The organism is Paenibacillus sp. J22P59, assembly GCF_059383895.1.
The window spans coordinates 32802-54177 of the sequence record NZ_JBXENX010000018.1 but is presented as its reverse complement, the minus strand read 5'-3'; the positions used below and the strand labels follow the sequence as shown (position 1 = coordinate 54177).

The following is a 21376-nucleotide window of genomic DNA, read 5'->3' as shown; positions in this document are numbered from 1 at the left end:
AATAAATCGCTATAGTTTGCATGCGCGGCATGCTAGAAAGTCAGAGCTTCTTAGTAGCCTTTGCCGTAAGGGCTATTGCCTACGCCGCCGACATTGCCACAGCCCGTATTTACGCCGCCTACGTTGCCATAGCCGCCGTTAAAGATACCGCAACTGCAAGCAATGATTACCAATAGGATAAAGAGCACCAATATGATACCAATGTTATTTCCACCTACAAAACCTGACATTATTGCAAGCACCTCCTGAATTCTTGAGTACTCTTTAAGTTATGTAAGGGCGTTATGAATTGATTGGGTATTTGCCAGGGAGACATTTGAACAATTCCAAATGTCATTAAAGGGATAGCCGTGAGGGAAATGCTTTATCAGATACATAATAAGGGTTAAAGTATTCCTATTATGGCGCGTTGATACGATTTAAACGTACGGCCTGCTTTAGTATCGCTATACTCTTTAGCGCGATACTAAGATTAAGTGATTCTTTTCCTGCAGCAACAACGTCTTCGTTCCGCCATTGAACAGCAACCCGATTTTATAAACATAGTTTGATGTTATAGTAATTTGTATCAAGCAAATATAACAGAACGCATTCTTGACATTGTTTCCCACAAAAAGGAGGCCAATATGAACGAGACGGCAGTTGATTTGCAGTTATTAGAGAATTTAAAGCCGGAGTTAACATCGTTTTGCTACAGAATGCTCGGATCCATCGAAGATGCAGATGATGCTGTTCAGGAGACCAGTATACGTGTATGGCAGAGCTGGAACTCATTCAGGCAGGAATCCTCATACAAAACATGGATTTACCGTATCGCTACTAACTTATGTCTGGATAAGCTGAGGCAAGCAAAACGCCGGATTCTTCCCGTTGATCTGTCTGATCCGGCGACCTCTATCATTGAGCCCAGCGAAACGCTGCCTGACTCTTCATGGATATGGCTTGCTCCTGACTTTGGGGAGAACCCTGAAGATGCCCTCATTCGTAAAGATACCTTGCATCTCTGCTTCATAGCACTCTTACAAACCTTGTCGCCTCGTCAACGTGCTGTGCTTATTTTGAAAGACGTATTTGAGTGGTCCTCCAAAGAAATTTCCGAAACATTAGGAATGTCGACAGCAGCCGTTAACAGCGCCTTACAAAGAGCCAGAGAGACGATGGACCGGACCAAACTGCGTTCTGACGAGCTCACCCGAATGGACAACACTCCCGACCATGAATTGCTGTCCCGTTATGTAGATGCTTTTGAGAAATTTAATATAGATGCGCTTGTTGCATTATTCCACGAGGAAGGCTGTATGTCCATGCCTCCATTCCCAATGTGGATACGTGGCAAAGAGGATTTGTACAAGTTCTTTTCATTGACTCGTTGGCATTGCGAGGGTTCCCGTTTTCAGTCGGTTACTGTGAACGGAGGTTATCCCGCATTAGCGCAGTATGCACCGAATCCTGAGGACACCTCCATCTTAATTCCGTGGGGGATTCACGTTCTCGAAATCAAGGACCAGAAAATACTCCACGTGCAAAATTTTATTAATGCCAAATTATTTTCTCGATTTGGGCTGCCGGAGCAAATTCACCGATGAATTTTAAATTCGACTGACGTCTATATTATTGAGAAACAAAATAACGATGATACTAAGAGAGAGGTGTCTTTCAAATGGAAACAAGTAATGGGGCGAAAGTAACCGTTCAGGCAGTGGTGCAAGCGCCAATTGGACAAGTATGGAGCTATTGGACCGAGCCGGAGCATATCACGAAGTGGAATCAAGCATCTGAGGATTGGCATGCGCCGAGGGCGGAGAATGATTTGCGTGCTGGAGGAAAGTTTCTAACAAGGATGGAAGCGAAGGATGGGAGTATAGGGTTTGACTTTTTCGGGATGTATGATGAAGTAAAGCAGCATGAGCTGATTTCATACACGTTAGAAGATGGGAGAAAGGTCGAGATTACCTTCGCGGATTTAGGCAGTGCAACGAAGGTTATTGAAACTTTTGATCCTGAGAGCACCCATCCTGTTGAATTTCAGCAAGCGGGCTGGCAAGCTATTTTGGACAATTTCAAACAATACACGGAAAAAGGGGTGCAATGATGACTATAAAACTAACCCCTTATATCACATTGGAAGGAACTGCAAAGGAAGCGATTCAGTTTTATGAACAAACAATCGGTGCAAAGGTTCTCTCGATGATTACTTATGGAGAAATGCCGGACATGCCAAACACGTTTAATGATGATCTGAAAAATCTCGTAGCGCATGCAAAGCTGCAAGTAGGTGAGACGGAACTTATGTTATCTGATGCTCCAGGAGGTTCGCATATAGCAGCTGGAAAGCGGGTCACCCTCTGCATTACAACAAATAATGTACAAAAGTCAAAACAAATTTATGAAGCTCTGCAGCAAGACGGTCAAGTTAATATGCCGTTTAAAGAAGAATCTTTTAGTCCCGGATTTGGTGATGTAACGGACAAATTCGGAGTCACCTTTCAAATTTACACGGAAATTTGAAACTAAATTATAAAGGCACCAAATTTGGGTGCCTTTTTAGTTTGCTCTATAGATAATACGGAGAACCGTATCACAAGTAGGGCGTGACTGTCCCGATACGGTCAGGAGGGCTGGCGGATATAAAGTGCAGTTCAATCGACTGAGAGTGGTCCTTAAAAAATCATACTTGCTATCCAATTGTCCCCAATCCGTCCCCATTGGCATATTTCTCATAACGATTAAATATCGTGAAAATTAAAAAAACCGCGTATCTACGCGGTTTTTGATCTCTTATTATGGCGCGCCCGATACGATTCGAACGTACGACCTGCAGTTTAGGAAACTGTCGCTCTATCCTGCTGAGCTACGGGCGCGCAGCAATGAATATTATAGCATGATGTTTTTCAAATGTACATCAGCGGCCCTTTAGGAAGAGCTTATTTGGGCTAATCTTGTTTACAGCACCTGTTCGAGGAACTTCACGGCCCGATCGCTTTGCGGCTTTGTGAAGAATTGCTCGGGAGGTGCTTTTTCAATCAGATTGCCATCATCGAGAAAATAAATCGTGTTCGCCGCTTCGCGAGCGAACTTCATTTCATGAGTGACGATGAGCATCGTCATGCCGGTATGGGCCAGATCGCGAATAACGTTCAGCACTTCTTTTACCATCTCTGGGTCAAGTGCTGATGTTGGCTCATCGAATAGCATGATGTCTGGCTCCATCGCCAGACTGCGTGCAATGGCAACCCGCTGCTTCTGACCGCCGGACAAGCGCGCAGGGTAGCTGTCTGCTTTATCCGCTAGGCCTACTCGTTCCAGTAAAGCTTCAGCCTTGGCTCTTGCTGCTTCCTCAGACATTCCCTTGACCTTCATAGGGGCGAACATAATGTTATTAATGACGGTCATATGCGGGAACAGATGAAAGTGCTGGAACACCATGCCGATCTGCTGGCGTACCTTCGTAATATCTGTATTTCGATTGGTAAGCTCTGTCCCATCAATCGTAATCGTCCCGGATGATGGAGTCTCCAGAAGGTTCAGGCAGCGGAGAAATGTCGACTTGCCAGAACCGGATGGCCCGATTAAGGCAACAACCTCTCCCTGCTCGATACTCGTCGTGATGCCCTTCAAAACAGTATGCTTGCCATAGGATTTGACCAATTGTTCTACTTTAATCACTGCGACGCAGCCTCCTCTCAAGCAGGTGAGCTAATGAAGTCAGGATGAGCACCAGTACGTAATAAATGACCCCAGCGAACAGCAATGGCTCGAAGGCCCGGAATGAAGATGCTTGAATCACATTGGCCCGGCGCATAATATCTGCTACACCAATTACAGATACCAGCGACGATTCTTTGAGTAACGCTACGCATTCGTTCACCAGCGCTGGCAAGATCGTCCGCAGCGCTTGCGGCATGATAATGCTGATCATCATGGTACGGTAAGGAATGCCGAGCGCCATGGCGGCTTCCCGCTGTCCGCGATCAACCGACATAATGCCTGCACGAATCGTCTCGGATAGATAAGCGGCTGAATTAAGTCCGAATGCCAGTCCAGCTGCTAATAGCGCCGGGATGTCATAATGAAAAATTTGCGGCGTTGCAAAGTAAATCAAGAATAACTGCAATAATAGAGGCGTTCCACGGAACACCGATGTATAGAAGGTGGCGAACCACTTCAACGGTTTGATATTGGATATTTTGAATAACGATAGAATTGTACCGAGTATGAACCCGAATAGGGCTGATACGATCGTAAATAAGAGCGTTACATAAATACCCCGAAGCATATAAGGGGCATAATCCTTCAAAATTCCGAAGTCGAGAAAAGCATCAGATTTCTGATCCCCCGTCTCCTCGAACCATTGAGCGATGATGGCATCCAGCTTGCCATTTTCCTTCATCTCTGCGAATACGCGGTTAAATTCGTCGACAAGCTCAGAGTTTTTGGGAAAAGCAATCGCATAGCCAACATCCTCTTCGGATGCGGGCAAATAATTCAATGCCAGATCAGAATTAGTCTTGGCATATTGAAGGGCAACTGCATCTTCAACAATAGCAGCATCAATACGATTCGAATTGAGTTCTTGAATAAGATCAGGAATATCATTGAGCTTCTTGATCTGGGCGTTCGGAATGGCATTCGCCATCGCCTCTTGAACGGAGCCTAATTGAGCGCCCACCTTCTTGCCTTCAAGCTCCTTGAGTGAAGTAAAGGGGGCTGCTGATTTGGAGACGATTGTATTGCGTGCAACGTAGTATTCTGTAGAGAAATCCACACTGCGCTTTCGTTCCTCTGTGGCAGACATGCCGGACATAACAAAATCGACCCGTCCAGTCTGCAGAGCAGCGACAAGACCATTAAAGTCCATGCCAGTAATTTTGAGCTCGTACCCTAGCTGACTTGTTATGTACTTGGCAATGTCGATATCAAGTCCAACGATAGCACCGCCATTCTTGGCGTCTACGTCCTCATAGGGAGGGTAATCTGGCGAAGTACCCATAACAAGCGTTTGCTTGGGAGCTGCATTTGTAGAGCTCGCGCTGTTGCTTTCTGCTTCTGCTGCCAACAGAGTTCCAGGCAAGATGGAAGTCAAGGCAATGACGCTGACAAGCAAGAAGGCTAACAGCCGCAGTCCCACTTTTGCTGTAGTTTTCATAGAAGTTCTCCTTTCGTGGGCACAGGTAATCTAAGCATATAACATTAACCTACCCAAAAAATAGATGAAACATCTAGACTACTGCTATAAAAAATGGTAATTTAGTCCTAAAGGAATGGAATATGTTCCAGCATATGTCGAAAAATGCCTGAAAATTGTATACAGTTGTCGACAAGATTTTACAAACACTTGAAATGAGAAAGCGTATAATAAGCTTAATACCACACGAGTGCTATATAAGGAGCGTGCCCTCAAGCGAGCTATGGACAAAACATTATTGCTTAATCAATTGCAATCGCTGCGGCAGAAGCTTCATGAAATAGCCGAGGCTCGAGGCAGTTTAACAGACCCAGACGTTCTGGCCATCAGTGAGGAAGCTGACCAGCTTATCGTTGCTCTTCAATACTTGCAGCGCAATAACGGCAGCTGACTTTGTCAATTATATAACTCATTCCTTAGAGGAATGCTTATTCCGCAGTTTACGGAAGAACTGTGTCAGTAGCGCTGCGCATTCAGGCTGCAGTACGCCGCTGGTCAGTTCCGTTTCGTGATTGAATCGGGGCTCTTGAAGCAGGTTCATTAAGGTTCCTGCACAGCCTGCTTTCGGATCATGGGTCCCGTACACAACGCGTTTAATGCGAGATTGGACAATGGCTCCTGCACACATCGGGCAGGGCTCTAATGTGACGTACAAAGTGCAATCAAGCAATCTCCATGCGCCGAGCTGCTCGCAGGCTTTCTTGATTGCTACAATTTCTGCATGCGCGGTCGGATCATGTCTCGTTTCACGCAAGTTATAACCTCTTCCGATTATAGTGCCATCTTTGACGATGATTGCTCCAATCGGAACCTCTCCGATTTGTTCGGCCTTATTGGCTTCTTCGATTGCCTCATACATCCATAATTCATCTTGCCTTTGAAGAACCATATTTTACCTCCATCAAGCTATATTTTTGCTATTTATTCATCGAACAAATATTCGTTGTTAACATGTAGTGGATAAGTTTGTGGATAACTATACGAATGTCCACAAAACTACACACAAATTATTCAGGGTCATGTGGGCTAATTGTGGATAATGTGAATAACATGTGGATATTATATGCGATTCCTACCTGAGTAAAGGATGTGCAGGGTCCTTGTCTTTCAAAATCAAGTTTTCTATGATTATCTCCATCATCGCCATAACGATGTTCATCCTTATCGTTATTTTGGACCAATACTCGACTCTTAGCAATACAGAAAAGGAAAAGGAGAAGCTGTTGATGGAGTTATCCATTCAGCTGTCTTCATCATTAGAGCCCTATTCAGATCGACCGGAGGCTCTGAGGGAGCGAGAGAAGGAGCGTCTCTTCAAGCCTAATGAATTTATAGATTTAATGAAAAAGCTTGATTCGAATGTCAAAGAAGTGACTGTGTTTCATATAGATGGCGATGCCTTCGACCGGTTGACTGATCATCAAGTCGTATTCGGCACTTATGAATATCGTGATGCCGTCTCAGACGACAAATATGTGAAGGAGGCATTTGGGAAGGGCTATCTTACCCATCAGGCCAAATATAAGAATGCAGCATACGTACGCAGTTATTACAGCAACGTGAGCCTTCATCCAATTGTCATTAGTATTGTATATAGTTGGGAGCGATATCATCAGCTCGTTAATATTCAAAGAATGGATACGATTAAGTATGCGCTAGTTATCATCCTATTTGTGCTTGTAAGCAGCTACTTGCTGGCAGGCTATTTGCTTAAGCCGCTTCGGTCTATTTTGTGGAAGGTGAACGAGGTTTCTTTAGGGCGCTTTCATTCCGTTATCAAGGTGAGGGGTAAGGATGAGTTTGGTCTTCTGGCCTTGAAGATTAATGCCATGTCTCAGAATTTGAGTATCTACATGGACAAGCTGCGCAAAGCATTTGAGGAAAACAGAAGAATGAAGGATTATTTGCAATCCTTTATTAATCATACGAGTGATGCTATCCATGTCATGGATTTGCAGGGTACAATTATTCAAGTCAATCAAGCATTCGAGCAGCTTCTGGGCTATGACAGTGAAGAGGCATTAGGGCGACAGCTGCCGCTCATTCCAGATTCCCACCGCGGTGAGATGAGGCTGATCATTAACTCTCTGCTAGCGGGCAAAGTATTGCCAGCGCAGGAGACTGTGCGAGTAACCAAGAGTGGAGAAATCATTCCGGTAAGTGTCACGATATCGCCGATTCGGGACTCAGAGGGCAAAGTACAGGCTTTGGCTAGCATTACTCGCGATATGAGAAGCCGCAACAAGATGGAAGAGCTGCTGCGGCGCTCAGAGAAGCTGACTACGGTAGGCCAATTAGCAGCGGGAGTTGCGCATGAGATCCGTAATCCGCTTACTACCTTGCGAGGCTTCCTGCAGCTGCAGCAGCAAAGTAAAAAAATGAATTTGCAGCATACAAGCCTTATGCTGTCTGAGCTGGACCGCATTAATCTAATCGTCGGTGAATTTCTGATTCTCGCGAAGCCGCAAGCGACAAGATTTACGACGAAGGATGTTAGGGATGTCTTCAAGGATGTCTTGTCTTTGCTCGACAGTGAAGCCCACTTATATAATGTTGTTTTTCATACTTCGTTCACGGAGAGGCCTTGCCTCATTTCATGTGAGGAGAACCAGTTGAAGCAGGTATTCATTAATCTTCTAAAGAATAGTATCGAGGCGATGCCTTCAGGCGGACGCATTCATACGCACATTGCTTCCAAACAAGAGCAGATTACGATATCTATTACAGATGAAGGTATAGGTATCCCAGAAGAAATGATTCCGAAGATCGGCAATCCTTTTTTTACTGGTAAAGAAACGGGCACGGGTCTTGGCATGATGATCAGCCAGCGTATTATTAATAGTCATCAAGGGATGATGGATATACAGAGTCAGGTCAATGTGGGGACGACGGTGACCATTACTTTGCCTGCTTTGAAAGAATAGGCAGCAGACGTTATACTAGGGTGAGGATACTTCAGGGAGCGGCAGGTGAGCGATCAGAGTGAAAGATAATGAGAGCTTGAAGATCATTACGGATCAGGAGATATACCGTTGTGTGGTCGTAGGAGCTACGGGTCTCGTAGGCTCATCCTTGCTTAGACAGCTGCTTGGCGACGAGTCTTGCCATTCCATTACTGTATTGGCTAGACGACCGTTGGATTGGAACGGAGCTCCTGCCGAGGCTCACCACAAATTAACGGTCATTATAGCCGATTTTGATGATATGCAGGATGCCTTGGATGATGTAGAGGCTGATCTTGTATTTTGTGCATTGGGCACTACTATAAAGGCAGCGGGTTCAAGGCAGGCTTTCCGCAAAGTGGATTATGAATATCCATTAGAGCTGGCACAGTGGGCAGTAGGAAAAGAGGTTCGTCATTTCTTGGTCATTACGGCGATGGGCTCTGATCAATCCTCACCCTTCTTCTACAGTCGAGTAAAAGGTGATCTTGAGGACGCGCTGGTACGAATGCCATTCGAATCGGTCCGTTTTTTCCAGCCATCGCTATTATTAGGGCAGCGGCCCTCGATGCGTCTTGGAGAATCGATAGGCGCAAGAGTGATGAAGGCGTTCCAATGGGTAATGGTCGGACCGTTCAAGAGATATCGCCCGATTCCGGGAGAGACTGTGGCCAAAGCGATGCGCTTCTCTGCAAGACAGGCGATGTCGGCCTCTAATAGAGCAACGAAGACATCACAGCCAGCCGTTTATACCTATTCATCCGAGCAGCTAGTTGAGATGGCAAGACAGATAAGATAGGTGGGTGCTTATGCGGATTAACAAATTTATTAGTGAGACAGGTTATTGTTCGCGTCGAGAGGCAGATAAGCTGATTGATGGCGGTCGTGTGACCATTAACGGTGAGACGGCACAGCTTGGCAGCCAGGCTGAAATGAGTGATGATGTACGAATTGATGGCAAGCGAATTGGTGAGCATAGAGGCCATGTCTATATCGCACTTAATAAGCCTGTTGGCATTACATGTACAACGGAGCTGCATATTAAGGGGAACATTGTTGATTTCGTGGGACATCAAGAGCGGATATTTCCAATCGGCAGATTGGATAAAGATTCCGAAGGGCTTATTCTGATGACGAATGACGGAGATGTTGTGAATCCTATATTGCGTTCCGAGGGCAAGCATGAGAAGGAGTATATCGTAACCGTGGATCGCCCCATAACCGCTATGTTCATTAAAGGGATGTCAGAGGGCGTTCATATACTAGGAAGCATGACACTTCCCTGTCAGATTACACGAGTAACGGACCGTGTATTTCGGATTATTCTTACAGAGGGCCGCAACCGGCAGATTCGTCGAATGTGCGAAGCGTTCGGTTACCATGTAAGAAAGCTGCAGCGGGTCAGAGTTATGAATATTCAGCTTGGTGGGCTACAGGTTGGCAAGTGGCGTGATTTGACAGCGGCAGAGAAAGAGCAGCTCTTCGGTGAGCTTAATTACGAGCCAGCTGGCACCAAATAAAAAAGGGGCTGTCCCAAAAATCATCTTCATGATTTTTGGGATAGCCCCTTTTGCGTTCTATTGTTTAGGAGTTGCAGGAATTTGCTGCTGATTCTCCATATCCACATATTTCCGGATAATAGATACTTCTACGCGTCGGTTCTTGGCACGTCCGCTAGTTGTATCATTCGTAGCAATCGGATGGTACTCTCCATAGCCGATGGCACTGAATCTTTGAGGCTTCAGAGCTTTGTTCTGCAGAAGCACATCCATGAACCTGATGGCACGAGATGAGCTCAAATCCCAGTTCGATTTGAAGCGTTCAGAATAAATAGGAATATTGTCTGTATGGCCAGCCACTACGATCTCGTATTGGTCATAAGCCTGCAGCAGCCCAGAGATAGCTGAGGCTAGCTCCTTGGAGTTCCCCTTGAGAGCATCGCTGCCGGAATCGAACAAGGCATTGTCACTGATAATAATCATCAGCTGTGATTGATTGAGCTTCGTATTCAGATCATTGGTTAAGCCATTCTGCTTAATATAATTGTCCAATTGCTTCTTAAGCTTCTCTAGATCCTCTTGTTCTTGCTTGATGAGCTCTTGACGCTTCTCTTCGGCAAGTTGTTCTTTTGTTTTTTCTTTTTCTGGGTCTTTTTTATTGTGGTTGACTATGGTTTCAGGACCCGTCTCCACAATCGTCGGCTTCTCCAGAATGCCTGAGCCGGAATTAAGAGCAATATTGAATGCTTGGCTCATCTCTTCGAACTTCTTGGCATCCACAGCGCTGACGGCATATAATACGATAAATAAAGCAAGAAGTAGGGTTAGCAAGTCGGCATAGGGGATGAGCCAGGATTCATCCACATGCTCCTCGTGATCATCGTGCTTATGCTTTTTGCTCAACTGTTCCTTCCTCCTTCTCCTTCAACTTCAATCGCTCTGTCGGAGTCAGGAAGACGGAAAGCTTCTGATTGATGGCGATGGTCGATACGCCAGATTGAATGGAGAGAAGGCCTTCTACCATCATAAGACGAATTTGAATCTCACGCTTGGATATACGCTTCAGCTTGTTGGCAATAGGATGCCAAAGCACATAACCGGTGAATATACCAAGCAAGGTCGCGATGAAGGCGCCGGCAATGGATTTGGCTAGAGTCGCCATGTCGTCCATATGCCCGAGTGCACCGACTAGACCAACAACCGCTCCGAGTACACCGAGAGTAGGAGCATAGGTTCCGGCTTGGGTGAAAATAAGAGCTCCTGCCTTATGACGATCCTCCGTAGCGGAGATGTCCTCAAGCAATACATCACGTACGAAATCCTGATCATTGCCGTCAATAATCATGCGCATGCCATTACGAAGAAAAGTATCTTCTATTTCATCTACTTTCGCTTCAAGGGCGAGCAAGCCCTCGCGGCGAGTAATAGAAGCCCATTCCATAAAGTACTCGATTAATTTCTCACGAGGCATGAGGGATGGTTCTGTGAATGCGATTTTGAACAGCTTGCCTACTTTTGTTAGCTCTGACATTGGGAAAGCAACCAATACAGCAGCAACCGTTCCTACGATAATGATCATAAAAGCAGCGGGGTTAAGCAGGTTAGAGAGAGCAGCCCCTTTGAACACCATTCCCACTAATACAGCTACAACACCTAGTACAATACCAATTATTGTTGAGTTTTTCATCATGCACCCCGTCCAGTACGTATTCGACAATTCTTTCTTTATATATCGACAGGATGGGGTTATGAAATTAGACTTTCGGAATGATTTACGAGGATAGGCGTTAAATTTCATAAAATGCGGTAAAATGAGAGTATAAGAGACATCCTAAAATAAGCAAAAGGTGGTTAACAGCATGGGAGTAAGACACGGTAGAGAATACGAGGATATTCTGAAGGAGCTCACGGAGGCAGTGAGCGCAATCGACAGCAGCTATACCTTCTTCGAGATGGAGCAAGAGGAATGGGAAGCCTTGGGGGCAGAAGATCGCCATGAGGTTATGGAAGCGCTGGCGGATGATGTCTTCTTCGGTCTAGGCGAGCAGTCGGTTATAGCTGTCGGAGGCGGAACCATTACGTACCATTCCAAGCATCATGTCATTGAGGTAGCCCAAGGGGATAATGTGACCCGAATGATTCGTTTGGTGTAACCTGGCCTAAGAATGCTTAGGCCGGTACACCATACAGTGGAATTCTGCCTCTGGCGGTCCACTGGGAACAGGACGGCTGTACGTATCTTCGATACAGAAGCCTGCTTGCTCGTAAGCTCGAATGGCGCGTTTGTTCCACGTCAGCACCTCCAGATCAATCTCATTGCCGGGCGTTCTGCGCCTGGCTTCTTGTGCAAGAAAAGCGGCAAACACAGCGCCATTCCCATTGCCGCACAGCTCCGGGAGAAGGCCAAGTCCAATTCGAGTGACCCCTACGATGGGAAAGAACTGGGCAAATCCGATTAATACAGCTTGTTTATTTATAATGGCCGCATATTGGTTGTGCCGAAGGACGGGATCGCCGAATTCGATTTCGTCCTTTTGCATGTCTGCCCATGCAGGCCAGTTATATAAGTCATAAGGCGGCTCATACCGCCAAGTGCATAGCGCTTGCGCATGCTCAACGCTAAGGGGCAATAGAATCATTTCGGATGCAGAAAGTTTATAATGAGAAAAGGCTTGAAAAGAATCGGACATGCCGTTCACCAACTCCTATTGTAAGGTTAGTCCATTCTATAAGTATATATTAACTTGCCTTGGATGAAGTGCTGGTACTAGGGTGTCGCCAAGACCAGCAAGTAGCTAGTTAGTCTGATTAGCCTAATAGAATCTTATAAATCGCAATAGCTCTGCTGCGTGAAGCTTTTAGATCAACGATAGCTCCCGGCTGCGGCTCATGGATTTCCTTATCGGACAAGTGAGCAAGCTGAGGAAGCCATTGGCGGATATAGGCTCCGCTTGGATCATGCGTCCGGGATTGCGTTAAGGGATTCATAATCCGGAAGTAGGGTGCGGCATCATATCCTAAGGAAGAGCTCCATAACCATCCACCCCGATTCAGTGTATTGTCATAGTCGCTTAGGTGAAGGCGGAAATAGCTTTCTCCAAGGGTGAACGGACAGAGCAGGTTCTTAGTCAAGAACATGGCTGTGACCATGCGGAGCCGATTGGGCAGCTGTCCCGTATGATTCAATTGGGTCATCGCCGCATCTATAATTGGAATTCCGGTTCTCCCGGCAGCCCAAGCCTCAAAGTGCTCATCAGATAAAAGGGATAAGTCTAGTGTACTCTCATAAGAAAAGTAATGCTCATTGTACATCGCTTGATAGATGTAAAAATCACGCCAGGCAAGCTGTCTAATCCACGCTTCTGAGCCGGGTAGTCCCAGGCACCATTCATACGCTTGTCGTGCCGATAGGGCTCCTGTGTTCAAGAAGCGGGATAATTCACTCGTCCGATTGACCGCGTAGTGATCCCGTTCGTCCACATAAGAGGACAATCGCTCTCTACTGAACAGCTCTAACTGATCGGTCACAGTTGAATAAAGATCACATGTACTGGAAGAGGCGCTTAAGACGGCAGTTATCTCGCTTGGCAGGGTGTATCGCACAGTGATGCTGCTGTGCAATTGTGTAACGGTTGTTAAGTCTGTAAGAGAAGCACTTCCTGAAGGCGTATAATACTGAAGCATATAGGAGCTCCACATCCGATAAAAAGGCGTGAATACTTTGTAGGGCTCTGTTCTCCTAGTAAAGGTCTGGAACGCTTCGAGGTCGATCAGAGAGGAATCTGCCAGCGGCATCCATCTGATTCGGGCTGCTGAGCAAGCTAGTTGGATTCCTTTATCTCGTTCTCGGGCATAAGGGGTGTAATCCGCATGGACGATAACCTCTTCGATCGGATACTTCTGCAGGAGGGCTGCAACAATTTGAGCAGGATTGCCGTATAGAATATGAAGCTGCTTGCCCACTGATGAATAGGCCCGCAGAAGTGTCGCCGCTTGAGCAATGAAGTTGCGTCCGCTATGGCTGTTCAATCGCTCATCGCTAATTAGGGATGGATCAAGGACAAGCAGATGAATGCCCGTATGATGATGCTTATGAATATAATTAAATGCTCGCATATCGTTTGAACGCAGGTCTTTGCGGTGAATAAATAAGTACATAGCAAGCGGTCCTCCTTAAGATTATAAAAACAGAAAAGCCGCAAGCGATTTGTCCAAGAGACAAATAACTGCGGCTCTGCTGAATAAGACCCATAATCACTTCGGCCAGGAAGTGGTGATAAGCTTATTCTTCGTCAGCATATTTTTCAAACGTAGTAGTGTTCATAACGCGACGAGCGTTCACGTACCGATTCTCATAATAGGAATCGCTCAGCTTGCTAATTACAACGCCCTTGCTGGACGAGGAATGTGCAAATTTGCCATCTCCTACATAGATGCCGACATGGGATACACCTTTACCGTTCGTGTTGAAGAATACAAGGTCTCCAGCAACGAGATCGCTCTTAGCGACCGCTTTTCCTGCCTTTGATTGTGAGCCGGATGTACGGGGAAGTTCAATTCCCATCTTATCGAATACATAGCTCGTGAATCCAGAGCAATCAAAGCCTTTCGTCGACGTTCCGCCGCTTTGGTACGGAGTGCCGATTAACTCATCGATGATGCCGTTCATTTTGGAATCCGCGAAAGCGCTGCCTGCTTGAAAGGCAAGCATTAACACGAGTCCCAGTAGTAGTGCGGTAACTTTTTTCAAAATGGTGGAGCTCCTTCCAATTGCCGACGAGGTTAGCTGTGGGGTTCGGTTGAAGGATCCCTATGATTTCTCAGGCGCCGATCAAGTCGGACGTCGAAATCAATTCACCCAGAGGTGGTTCCCCCGTTTCCAGTACAAGGAATTTGGCAAGTTTTTTATGTACCTGCTAACTATTCGTTTTTTTCCACGTATCTCCTCCTTCAATTGGCAAATTCTAATAATTCTCATGTAATGTTTTGGCTATTGAGCGCGTATATTCGTGTTTTCTGCTTATTTTATATAAATTAGAGGCGTGCAAATGCTAATAACTTTTATTTATGTGGAGTTTAAGAGAAATATGTTGTTTTTTTATAGGGACGATAGTCTGGGGATATATCAAAACGGCTCGTAGCTTGCAGTTCCAACAGTGGAACTGCAAGCTACGAGCCGTTTTTTTTCGTGCCTCACATTAACTTTCTTTGGATTGCAGGCAATCGTACTGGGCAGCAACGGTCCACACCTTCATCATAGTTCGGATGAGATGGAAGCTCTGGTGGAGAATTAAGGCCAGCAGGCCGGCCCATACAAGCGAGATGCCGCTTACAAATAGGTTAATGCCTGCACCGATTCCCCACATAGCGAAGGTTAAGCCTGCATAAGGAATCAGATGGCGAAGAGCCTTCCACAGCGCATGCAGAGTTCCGCTGCGAGTAATAATGCCAAAGGCCATCGACAAGAAGAGCAGATGGAGCAGAATCCCCCAGAGCAGCCACCCTGCGGCTAACGGCAGCGTGTGTTGTAATAGCTCTCCGGGAGAGGAGCTATGGAGGATTCCCTTCACAGCTCGCGGGAGCAGCCACCATGCTGGTGCCAATGCAAGCAGCATCTCTGCCCAGTATAATAGCGTAACCGGCTTCCACGCCTTACGTATGCCTTGCAGGAATTGTGTACCTTTATGATCATTTGCATGATGAAGGGAGTAGAACAGACCTGCATTGAAAAGTGGAGTGAGCAGCATTCGGGCAGCAAACAGCCCTCCAAGCATCCATAGGTATGGTGTGCTCAGATCCGTCTTAGTCAGCTGGAACTGGGCTTCATGCATGAAGAGCTGTACGGATGAACCGTAGGGAGAGCTGTCTGGGAAACGCCTGAGCAGCGGCGATATGACCGAGTCTACGAAGCGATATAAGAAGAAACCCCAGAGCAGCTGATACAGAAACAATAGGATAACGATATAGAAATGCTTGATAGCCAGTCTCCAGCCTTGTATGATATGGCCTTTCATTGCCTCTCCTCCTTTCCTTACCAGCTTAGTGTCCCAAGCAATCCCTCGATCATTTTGGCAACGCCCATGCTCCATCTTGTACGGGCCGCTTCTGACAGTTCGGCTTTCATAAAGTTGTTATAGTACTTGTTATCTAGTACATTGCTGTGCTGCGGATCCAAGGCAACCCATTCCAACGGTGCGCTATGAACGACCTTATATTGGACATGTGCCTCCTCGGCTTCCCATGTCTTAGGCACGGTCATGCCGTCTTTGAATTTCATAACAAGCGGAATCGGACCGTTATTCCCGCCATTTTTCTTAATAAGCACGAGGGATTCATATTGCAGTTGTCCATCTTGCTCGACTTTGCGAATCTCAATGGATTCCACGGAGAAATCTGCCATGCGGTTGTTATAGACGTATTCACTGAAATAATCATGCCACTTCTGCTTAGTTACTTGCTCTACTACTCTTTGAAAGTCGCCGCTTGTGGGATGCTTGAATTTATATTTCTGAAAATAAGTGCGCATAATTTTTTGCATCGTTTTGTCTCCGACCTGATTCTCGATACCGAGCAGCACAAGCTTGGCACGCATGTACACATTCTCTGCATAATGAATATGGTCACGATAAGCCCAAGAGGGCTGCTTCAAGGGAGCAGGAGATGTAATATAGCTTGATTCGAGGCGCAGGTTCGGTTCCACCCCATATTCGCTTTCCATTACACGATCCTCCGCGTAGGAGGTGAAGCCTTCGTCGAGCCAAGCTTCCTCGAACTCATTAGAGGCGACCATGCCATACCAATATTGGTGACCAATCTCATGTACGACGGTTCGTTCCAGACCATAGCCGGGGTTGTCTGATTCTGCGGCGAACGCGGTTACGAGTGTCGGATATTCCATGCCTCCTGCACCGTTCGCTCCTTTGGGCGGCACGATAATAGATAGCGTGCTGTACGGGTATTCTCCATACCACTGTGAATATTTGGTCAGAGCAGACTTGGCAGCATGCATGTAGCGATCCTTAAGCTCGGCATGAGCGGGATCGAGATACAGCTTGATGCGCACTCCAGGAATATTCTTCGCCGATAGCGTATCTTCCTCATAGATGAAGTTGGGCGAGGCAGACCATGCGAAATCATGGACATCCTCCGCGTAGAATTGATGAATAGTTGTTCCATTGTCAGGGTTGTCCGTTCTTTTGGTCTGGATGCCTGTTCCTGCCACAGTGAATGCCTCTGGAACCTCTATGCGCACGGAGTAGATGCCGAAATCGCTGTAGAACTCGGAGTTGCCATGGTATTGATGAATGTTCCAGCCCTCAGCCGTGCGGCCGCGTGTGCCTGCCGTTTCATAGACAGCAAGCTTGGGAAACCATTGTCCAGCCATGACGAATTGATTAGAGTAGCCCATACGCGCAAATACTTGAGGCAGCTTGACTTCGAAGCCCATCTTCAGCGTGACCGATTTGCCAGGAGCCACTGGTTCAGGCAGCTTGAGCTTGGCCAGCGTAAAATCATTGGAATTGCCGTCATCGGGTTGAATGTAATGAAGCCTTGGCAGTAGGCTTTCTCCTTCAAGCGTTTCGAGCGTTAACATCTTCATGTGGCCTTGGCTGTCTGCCATAGCCTTGTCGGAACGCAGCTTGCCTCCTGATTCACGCATGAAGGTTGTTTTGTCGGAGAGGAAGGCATTGGGATACAGGTGGAAATAGAGCTCGGACACCGTTTTTTTCCCCGGATTAGTCCATGTAACGGCTTGCTGTCCGTCCAAATAACGATTGTCGCTGCGCAAGGTGACGTTGATGTTGTACTCAACGACTCTTTTGCTGAGCGGCAGCGGGTTTGAGGCGGAGGTGTCAGGTGCAGAAGGAGCAGGCGATTGGGTCTGTTGCGGTATTGGCTTGGGCTGTGCTTTGGCGACAGGGGCGAGTGCGAAGGTATATTGAGATTGCCAAGCGTAGCCGAAGCCCTGCTGGATAGATAGGCCGAGCAGGACGGCGGTAAGCAAGAATAGCAATGAACGTTTGACATGGCGTGGAGTCATTTAACGTTTCCCTCCCGTTGACAAGCATCTACAGCATGTATATGTTTGCTTTTCGCAGATTATTAGCTAAAATGGAATTAATGTATGGGGAAGGTGGAAAAGCCATGACGGATCAGCAAGGACAGCCGGAAGAACCGGTTAAGAAGGAAAAGAAATCGATTGCTTTGAATGTAGTCAGCAATAAACAGCATAAAGGGTTTGGAGCGGGAACGATTGATTTGAGCGCGGTGTCTTGTGTCATTATCGACGAGGGCGTCGCCTATATAGATGACGGTGCTATGCATGCGAAGAGCAAGGTCGAGCGGGGCATCAAATTCAGCCCGGACAAAGCTAATACTCCGAATGGCCGTCAATGCTGGATCGTATGGGTTGCCGTCGAGCGTGGTGAGCAAGGCTCGCTATATGCAGGTGCTACAGCATGTGAGATGTTGATCGATACAGAAGCGCGCCGTGGCTGGAAGGTTCTCGCGGATCATGTGAATAAGCTGGACCATGCGCTTAAGCGCCGTTACAACTTAAGTGAGCTTGGGCCTGAAGAGAAAGCTGCGTTCCGCAAGCTGCTGATTGCCCACAATGAGGAATGGTGGAACAATTCACCTGAAGAGCTGAAGCAAGCGCTTGAAGGCTAGGTATTGACCTAATTAGGTAGCGTAATAGATAAGGAAGGACTGGTGTGGCTCGGCGTATAAGCCGTTGACTGCACCAGTCTTTTTTATGACAGGATAAATGTAAGCAATAAGCGTAAAAAATATTTTTTGCTGCAAGTGCAGGGGAAGAAGCGATATACACCGTCTATAGATAGGGAAGGGAGGAGAGCGAGATTCAAGACGAGGCATGGATCCAAGCTATTCGCGATGGCGGACCTGCGGAGTTTCAATTATTCGTAGAAGCGTATGGCGCTTATTTGTACAGAACTGTATACGCTGTCGTGCGTTCGCCGCATGATGCGGAAGATATTACGCAGGAAGTCTTGCTCCAAATCTATCGCTCCCTCCCGGAATGTAGATTAGATGGCTTCAAGACATGGATGACCCGCATTGCGGTGAATAAGGCAATTGATTGGAAGAGAAGCAAGGCCCGCAAGCCGGAAGAGCTTGTGGAAAGCATGAGCAAGCTGGAGGAGCAGAACGCTGCTACTGGCGCTATGCCAGCGGAGGAAGCGGTTCTGCAAGGCGAGAGCCAGCGGCAGATAACGAAGCAAATCGACTCGCTCCCAGATAATTATCGTGAAGTGATTACGGCCTATTATATGGATCATAAATCTTATGAAGAAATTGCTGCACAGACGGGTTTAGAGCGCAAGAGCGTAGAATCGAGATTATATCGTGCCCGCAACTGGATAAGGCGGCATTGGCGGAAGGAGGACTTTGAATGAATAAGAGCGAGTATGCGGGTAGAGAAGCTAATCACGAGTTTCATTCTGATGAAATAAAGATGGAGCTCTATGTGAGCAATCAGCTGCCGGAGAACGAGCGTGAGCTGGTTGAGCAGCATATGGCTCATTGCGAGCCATGCTTGCAAATGTTCATGTCAGCTATGGATTCAATCGAGCTGGCAGTTGAAGTGCCAAATATGGAGCAAATGGGCAGACAGGTGAGCGCCATCATATCCATAGAGTCAGCACAGGAAGCCTTGTATGCCAAGCCAACCCTTATGCAGGAGAAGCCCTATCATCGCCGGTGGTTCCAGCATCCAGCTACCCATTTCACAGCTGCGGCAGCAATTACGCTGTTATTGCTGGGCACAGGCAGCTTCAATGGTTTCACAACCAAGCTTGTAGAGATGGAGAAGAATGCTGCACAACAGCAACATAGTCAGCAAGTCAACTATGATCAACCGGCTCCTCCAACCTGGTCGGAACGTATGATTGATCGTACAGCTTCTTGGTTCGATGGGCTGCAGGGGAATCGCTTCAAATAAAGTAGAAGATAAGAGAGGAAGACTGAGGATGTATAAAAACCCTGGCGTTGCTTTTTTATTATCATTAATACCGGGTGCGGGCCATGCTTATCTGGGCAAACCGTTCCGATTCATTTTTTATAGCGGGGGCGTTTTTGGAGCTATAATATTATTTATTCTTATGATGTTCTCAAATAATGAAGAGGAAGCTTTCCTATTCGCATTAATTGCTGCGGCGATATGGCTTATTAATATCTTGGATATGATTATTACATGCGTAACGTGGGGTGGAGGCAGGCCTGGACAGAATGTTCATGGTGACTCTGCAATGGATCTGAATAATCTATCTTATAATGAGCAGCGGGAGAAAATGCAGACGATCGTCCTATCGATCATTCCTGGTATTGGTCATATGGCGATGGGTCTTATGCAGCGGGGAATTACCTTTTTAATCGCATTCCTTGGTTTTTTTGCAATGATTATTTTTGTCAGCATTGTCATGAATGCGGGCAGCTTCTTGATCTTTTTATTTGGTGTTCCGATTATTTGGGTGTACGCCATGTTTGATGCGATTCAAATGCTTAAGCGCAAGCAACGAGGGGAAACCATGCAGGATCGTCCTTTCTTCGAGGAACTGGAGGAGCATATCGGCACAGGCAAGAAGAATAAGGTGCTAGCGGCTGCCTTATCCCTGTTCCCAGGCGCAGGCCATTTGTATCTCGGCTTACAAAAAAGAGGCATTCAGTTAATGGCCGGTTTTCTATTTGCTTTTTATTTAATGGATTCTTTGCGGTTGTCCCTCTTTCTATTCCTAATGCCTTTATTCTGGTGCTATGCGTTCTTTGATGCTTTGCAGCAAATGTCCAAACGCGATCAGAATGAAATGGACGATCAGGCGATTCTAACGCAGCTAGCCCCATATCAAAAGTGGATTGGGATTGGCCTGCTGGTATTAGGTGTCTACTACTTGGGAGACCGGTTCATGGAAATCTATGTTTCGGAGCATTGGAAGGGCCTTTATAGACAGTATATAAATTTGAAATATAATATGCCTACCGCTCTCGTCGCCTTTATTATGATTGCTGTAGGATTCCGTCTGGTATTTGGCGGCGGAAAGAAGTCCCCAGACAAGATGCATTTAGATAAACACCGTCCAATAGATAGGGAGAAACGCTAATGAAAAATTGGCGCGTAGGAACATTATCCATGGGTGTCACGCTGCTGTTGATGGGTGTGGCGGTAGCGGTCTCTATATGGAGCGGGGATGATGCTCTTAATCTATTGTTATGGGTAGCTCCAATCGTCTTTATTTTGCTTGGAGCAGAGCTTTTGGTCTATCTGATCTTGGCAGGCAAAGAACGAACGATTCTTCGTTATGATTGGCTGAGCCTTTTTCTAGTGGCGGTTATTGGATCGGGAAGCTTGATTATGGCAGCATTCTCCTCGACAGGGTTAATGGGAGAAATTCGAGAGTCTCTGCAATTAGTCGAACGGACGTCGCTGGTAGAGACCAAGCCTATGGAAGTACCAGAGGGAATCGAGAAAATAGTCGTACAGTCATTTGGTCCTGTTGATCTTGATAAAGGGGATGGCGGTTCCATACAACTGCTTGGACAAGTGCAATACAGGTCAGCAGATGCACTGGAGCAGCCTGACGAGTGGCTTAACACGAGCAGGGTAGGCAGTACCCTATATGTAATGGTTGGAGGAATGGAGCATAAGAGTGGATCGGTTAGGTCCGATTCACTCCATGCACAATTGACGCTGGTACTTCCGCAAAAAGTGAAAATTGAGACACGCGGCTTCTAAG

At 46.6% G+C, this 21376-nt stretch carries 24 protein-coding genes, 1 tRNA gene and 1 riboswitch; of the genes, 13 read left to right on the top strand and 12 right to left on the bottom strand.

Annotation, left to right across the window (positions count from 1 at the left end; genetic code table 11):
• Positions 1-50: 50 nt before the first annotated feature.
• Entirely contained in the window at positions 51-230 is a 180-nt protein-coding gene (locus tag AC50YO_RS23405; RefSeq protein WP_494850771.1) for a hypothetical protein, read from the bottom strand.
• A 333-nt stretch (positions 231-563) separates the two neighbouring features.
• Between AC50YO_RS23405 and AC50YO_RS23400 the strand changes: the two genes are divergently transcribed.
• From AC50YO_RS23400 to AC50YO_RS23390, 3 genes are all read left to right on the top strand, one after another.
• Positions 564-1586, top strand: a complete 1023-nt coding sequence (locus AC50YO_RS23400) for a sigma-70 family RNA polymerase sigma factor (protein ID WP_494850770.1) — start codon at positions 564-566, stop codon at positions 1584-1586.
• 74 nt (positions 1587-1660) lie between these two features.
• Positions 1661-2092: an SRPBCC family protein gene (locus tag AC50YO_RS23395; protein WP_494850768.1), complete on the top strand. Its 432-nt coding sequence runs from the start codon at positions 1661-1663 to the stop codon at positions 2090-2092.
• A complete protein-coding gene (locus AC50YO_RS23390; RefSeq protein WP_494850766.1) occupies positions 2092-2508 on the top strand; it encodes a VOC family protein in 417 nt (138 codons plus the stop codon). Before AC50YO_RS23395 ends, AC50YO_RS23390 begins: the two co-directional genes overlap by 1 nt.
• A gap of 276 nt (positions 2509-2784) precedes the next feature.
• On the opposite strand, the gene AC50YO_RS23385 is transcribed toward AC50YO_RS23390, so the two are convergent.
• From AC50YO_RS23385 to AC50YO_RS23375, 3 genes are all read right to left on the bottom strand, one after another.
• Positions 2785-2861 (bottom strand) — tRNA-Arg (locus tag AC50YO_RS23385).
• Positions 2862-2943: 82 nt separating this feature from the next.
• Positions 2944-3666 (bottom strand): amino acid ABC transporter ATP-binding protein, encoded by a 723-nt coding sequence (locus AC50YO_RS23380; protein WP_494850764.1) that lies wholly within the window; start codon positions 3664-3666, stop codon positions 2944-2946.
• On the bottom strand, positions 3659-5146 hold the full coding sequence (locus AC50YO_RS23375) for an ABC transporter substrate-binding protein/permease (protein ID WP_494850762.1): 1488 nt from the start codon (positions 5144-5146) through the stop codon (positions 3659-3661). Before AC50YO_RS23375 ends, AC50YO_RS23380 begins: the two co-directional genes overlap by 8 nt.
• Positions 5147-5408: 262 nt before the next feature.
• Here AC50YO_RS23375 and AC50YO_RS23370 point away from each other — a divergent pair, with 262 nt between their 5' ends.
• The gene (locus tag AC50YO_RS23370) at positions 5409-5576 is read left to right on the top strand and encodes a Spo0E family sporulation regulatory protein-aspartic acid phosphatase (protein ID WP_494850761.1); all 168 of its coding nucleotides are present in this window, start codon (positions 5409-5411) and stop codon (positions 5574-5576) included.
• An 18-nt stretch (positions 5577-5594) separates the two neighbouring features.
• Here AC50YO_RS23370 and tadA read toward each other — a convergent pair whose 3' ends face one another.
• On the bottom strand, positions 5595-6074 hold the full coding sequence (tadA, locus tag AC50YO_RS23365) for a tRNA adenosine(34) deaminase TadA (RefSeq protein ID WP_494850760.1): 480 nt from the start codon (positions 6072-6074) through the stop codon (positions 5595-5597).
• A 235-nt stretch (positions 6075-6309) separates the two neighbouring features.
• On the opposite strand from tadA, the gene AC50YO_RS23360 reads away from it, so the two are divergent.
• The 3 genes from AC50YO_RS23360 to AC50YO_RS23350 are packed head-to-tail and all read left to right on the top strand — an operon-like array spanning position 6310 to position 9647.
• Positions 6310-8109, top strand: coding sequence for an ATP-binding protein (locus AC50YO_RS23360; RefSeq protein WP_494850758.1), 1800 nt, complete (start codon positions 6310-6312; stop codon positions 8107-8109).
• 58 nt (positions 8110-8167) lie between these two features.
• Positions 8168-8926 carry an NAD(P)H-binding protein gene (locus AC50YO_RS23355; protein WP_494850756.1) on the top strand — a complete coding sequence of 253 codons (759 nt, stop codon included), beginning with the start codon at positions 8168-8170 and terminating at the stop codon, positions 8924-8926.
• 10 nt (positions 8927-8936) lie between these two features.
• Complete coding sequence (locus AC50YO_RS23350; RefSeq protein WP_494850754.1) at positions 8937-9647, top strand: pseudouridine synthase; 711 nt, start codon at positions 8937-8939, stop codon at positions 9645-9647.
• Positions 9648-9704: 57 nt separating this feature from the next.
• Here AC50YO_RS23350 and motB read toward each other — a convergent pair whose 3' ends face one another.
• Positions 9705-10529, bottom strand: a complete 825-nt coding sequence (motB, locus tag AC50YO_RS23345) for a flagellar motor protein MotB (RefSeq protein WP_494850752.1) — start codon at positions 10527-10529, stop codon at positions 9705-9707.
• Positions 10513-11313 (bottom strand): flagellar motor stator protein MotA, encoded by an 801-nt coding sequence (gene motA / locus AC50YO_RS23340; RefSeq protein WP_494850750.1) that lies wholly within the window; start codon positions 11311-11313, stop codon positions 10513-10515. The genes motB and motA overlap by 17 nt, the downstream gene beginning before the upstream one ends.
• A 172-nt stretch (positions 11314-11485) precedes the next feature.
• Here motA and AC50YO_RS23335 point away from each other — a divergent pair, with 172 nt between their 5' ends.
• Complete coding sequence (locus tag AC50YO_RS23335) at positions 11486-11779, top strand: hypothetical protein (protein WP_494850748.1); 294 nt, start codon at positions 11486-11488, stop codon at positions 11777-11779.
• A 6-nt stretch (positions 11780-11785) separates the two neighbouring features.
• Here AC50YO_RS23335 and AC50YO_RS23330 read toward each other — a convergent pair whose 3' ends face one another.
• From AC50YO_RS23330 to AC50YO_RS23310, 5 genes are all read right to left on the bottom strand, one after another.
• Positions 11786-12316 (bottom strand): GNAT family N-acetyltransferase, encoded by a 531-nt coding sequence (locus AC50YO_RS23330; RefSeq protein WP_494850746.1) that lies wholly within the window; start codon positions 12314-12316, stop codon positions 11786-11788.
• A gap of 118 nt (positions 12317-12434) precedes the next feature.
• Positions 12435-13784, bottom strand: coding sequence for a cryptochrome/photolyase family protein (locus AC50YO_RS23325; protein WP_494850745.1), 1350 nt, complete (start codon positions 13782-13784; stop codon positions 12435-12437).
• 124 nt (positions 13785-13908) lie between these two features.
• Positions 13909-14379 (bottom strand): C40 family peptidase, encoded by a 471-nt coding sequence (locus AC50YO_RS23320; RefSeq protein WP_494850810.1) that lies wholly within the window; start codon positions 14377-14379, stop codon positions 13909-13911.
• Between the two features lie 3 nt (positions 14380-14382).
• Positions 14383-14535: riboswitch (cyclic di-AMP (ydaO/yuaA leader) on the bottom strand.
• A 289-nt stretch (positions 14536-14824) separates the two neighbouring features.
• Positions 14825-15640 (bottom strand): hypothetical protein, encoded by an 816-nt coding sequence (locus tag AC50YO_RS23315; protein WP_494850743.1) that lies wholly within the window; start codon positions 15638-15640, stop codon positions 14825-14827.
• A gap of 17 nt (positions 15641-15657) precedes the next feature.
• Complete coding sequence (locus AC50YO_RS23310; RefSeq protein WP_494850742.1) at positions 15658-17667, bottom strand: M1 family aminopeptidase; 2010 nt, start codon at positions 17665-17667, stop codon at positions 15658-15660.
• 104 nt (positions 17668-17771) lie between these two features.
• On the opposite strand from AC50YO_RS23310, the gene AC50YO_RS23305 reads away from it, so the two are divergent.
• From AC50YO_RS23305 to AC50YO_RS23285, 5 genes are all read left to right on the top strand, one after another.
• Positions 17772-18296, top strand: a complete 525-nt coding sequence (locus tag AC50YO_RS23305; protein ID WP_494850740.1) for a YwhD family protein — start codon at positions 17772-17774, stop codon at positions 18294-18296.
• Positions 18297-18487: 191 nt separating this feature from the next.
• Positions 18488-19042 carry an RNA polymerase sigma factor gene (locus AC50YO_RS23300; protein WP_494850808.1) on the top strand — a complete coding sequence of 185 codons (555 nt, stop codon included), beginning with the start codon at positions 18488-18490 and terminating at the stop codon, positions 19040-19042.
• Positions 19039-19587 carry a zf-HC2 domain-containing protein gene (locus AC50YO_RS23295; protein WP_494850738.1) on the top strand — a complete coding sequence of 183 codons (549 nt, stop codon included), beginning with the start codon at positions 19039-19041 and terminating at the stop codon, positions 19585-19587. Before AC50YO_RS23300 ends, AC50YO_RS23295 begins: the two co-directional genes overlap by 4 nt.
• A gap of 28 nt (positions 19588-19615) precedes the next feature.
• The gene (locus tag AC50YO_RS23290) at positions 19616-20743 is read left to right on the top strand and encodes a hypothetical protein (protein ID WP_494850736.1); all 1128 of its coding nucleotides are present in this window, start codon (positions 19616-19618) and stop codon (positions 20741-20743) included.
• Positions 20743-21375, top strand: coding sequence for a hypothetical protein (locus tag AC50YO_RS23285; protein ID WP_494850734.1), 633 nt, complete (start codon positions 20743-20745; stop codon positions 21373-21375). Before AC50YO_RS23290 ends, AC50YO_RS23285 begins: the two co-directional genes overlap by 1 nt.
• The last annotated feature ends 1 nt before the right edge of the window (position 21376 follow it).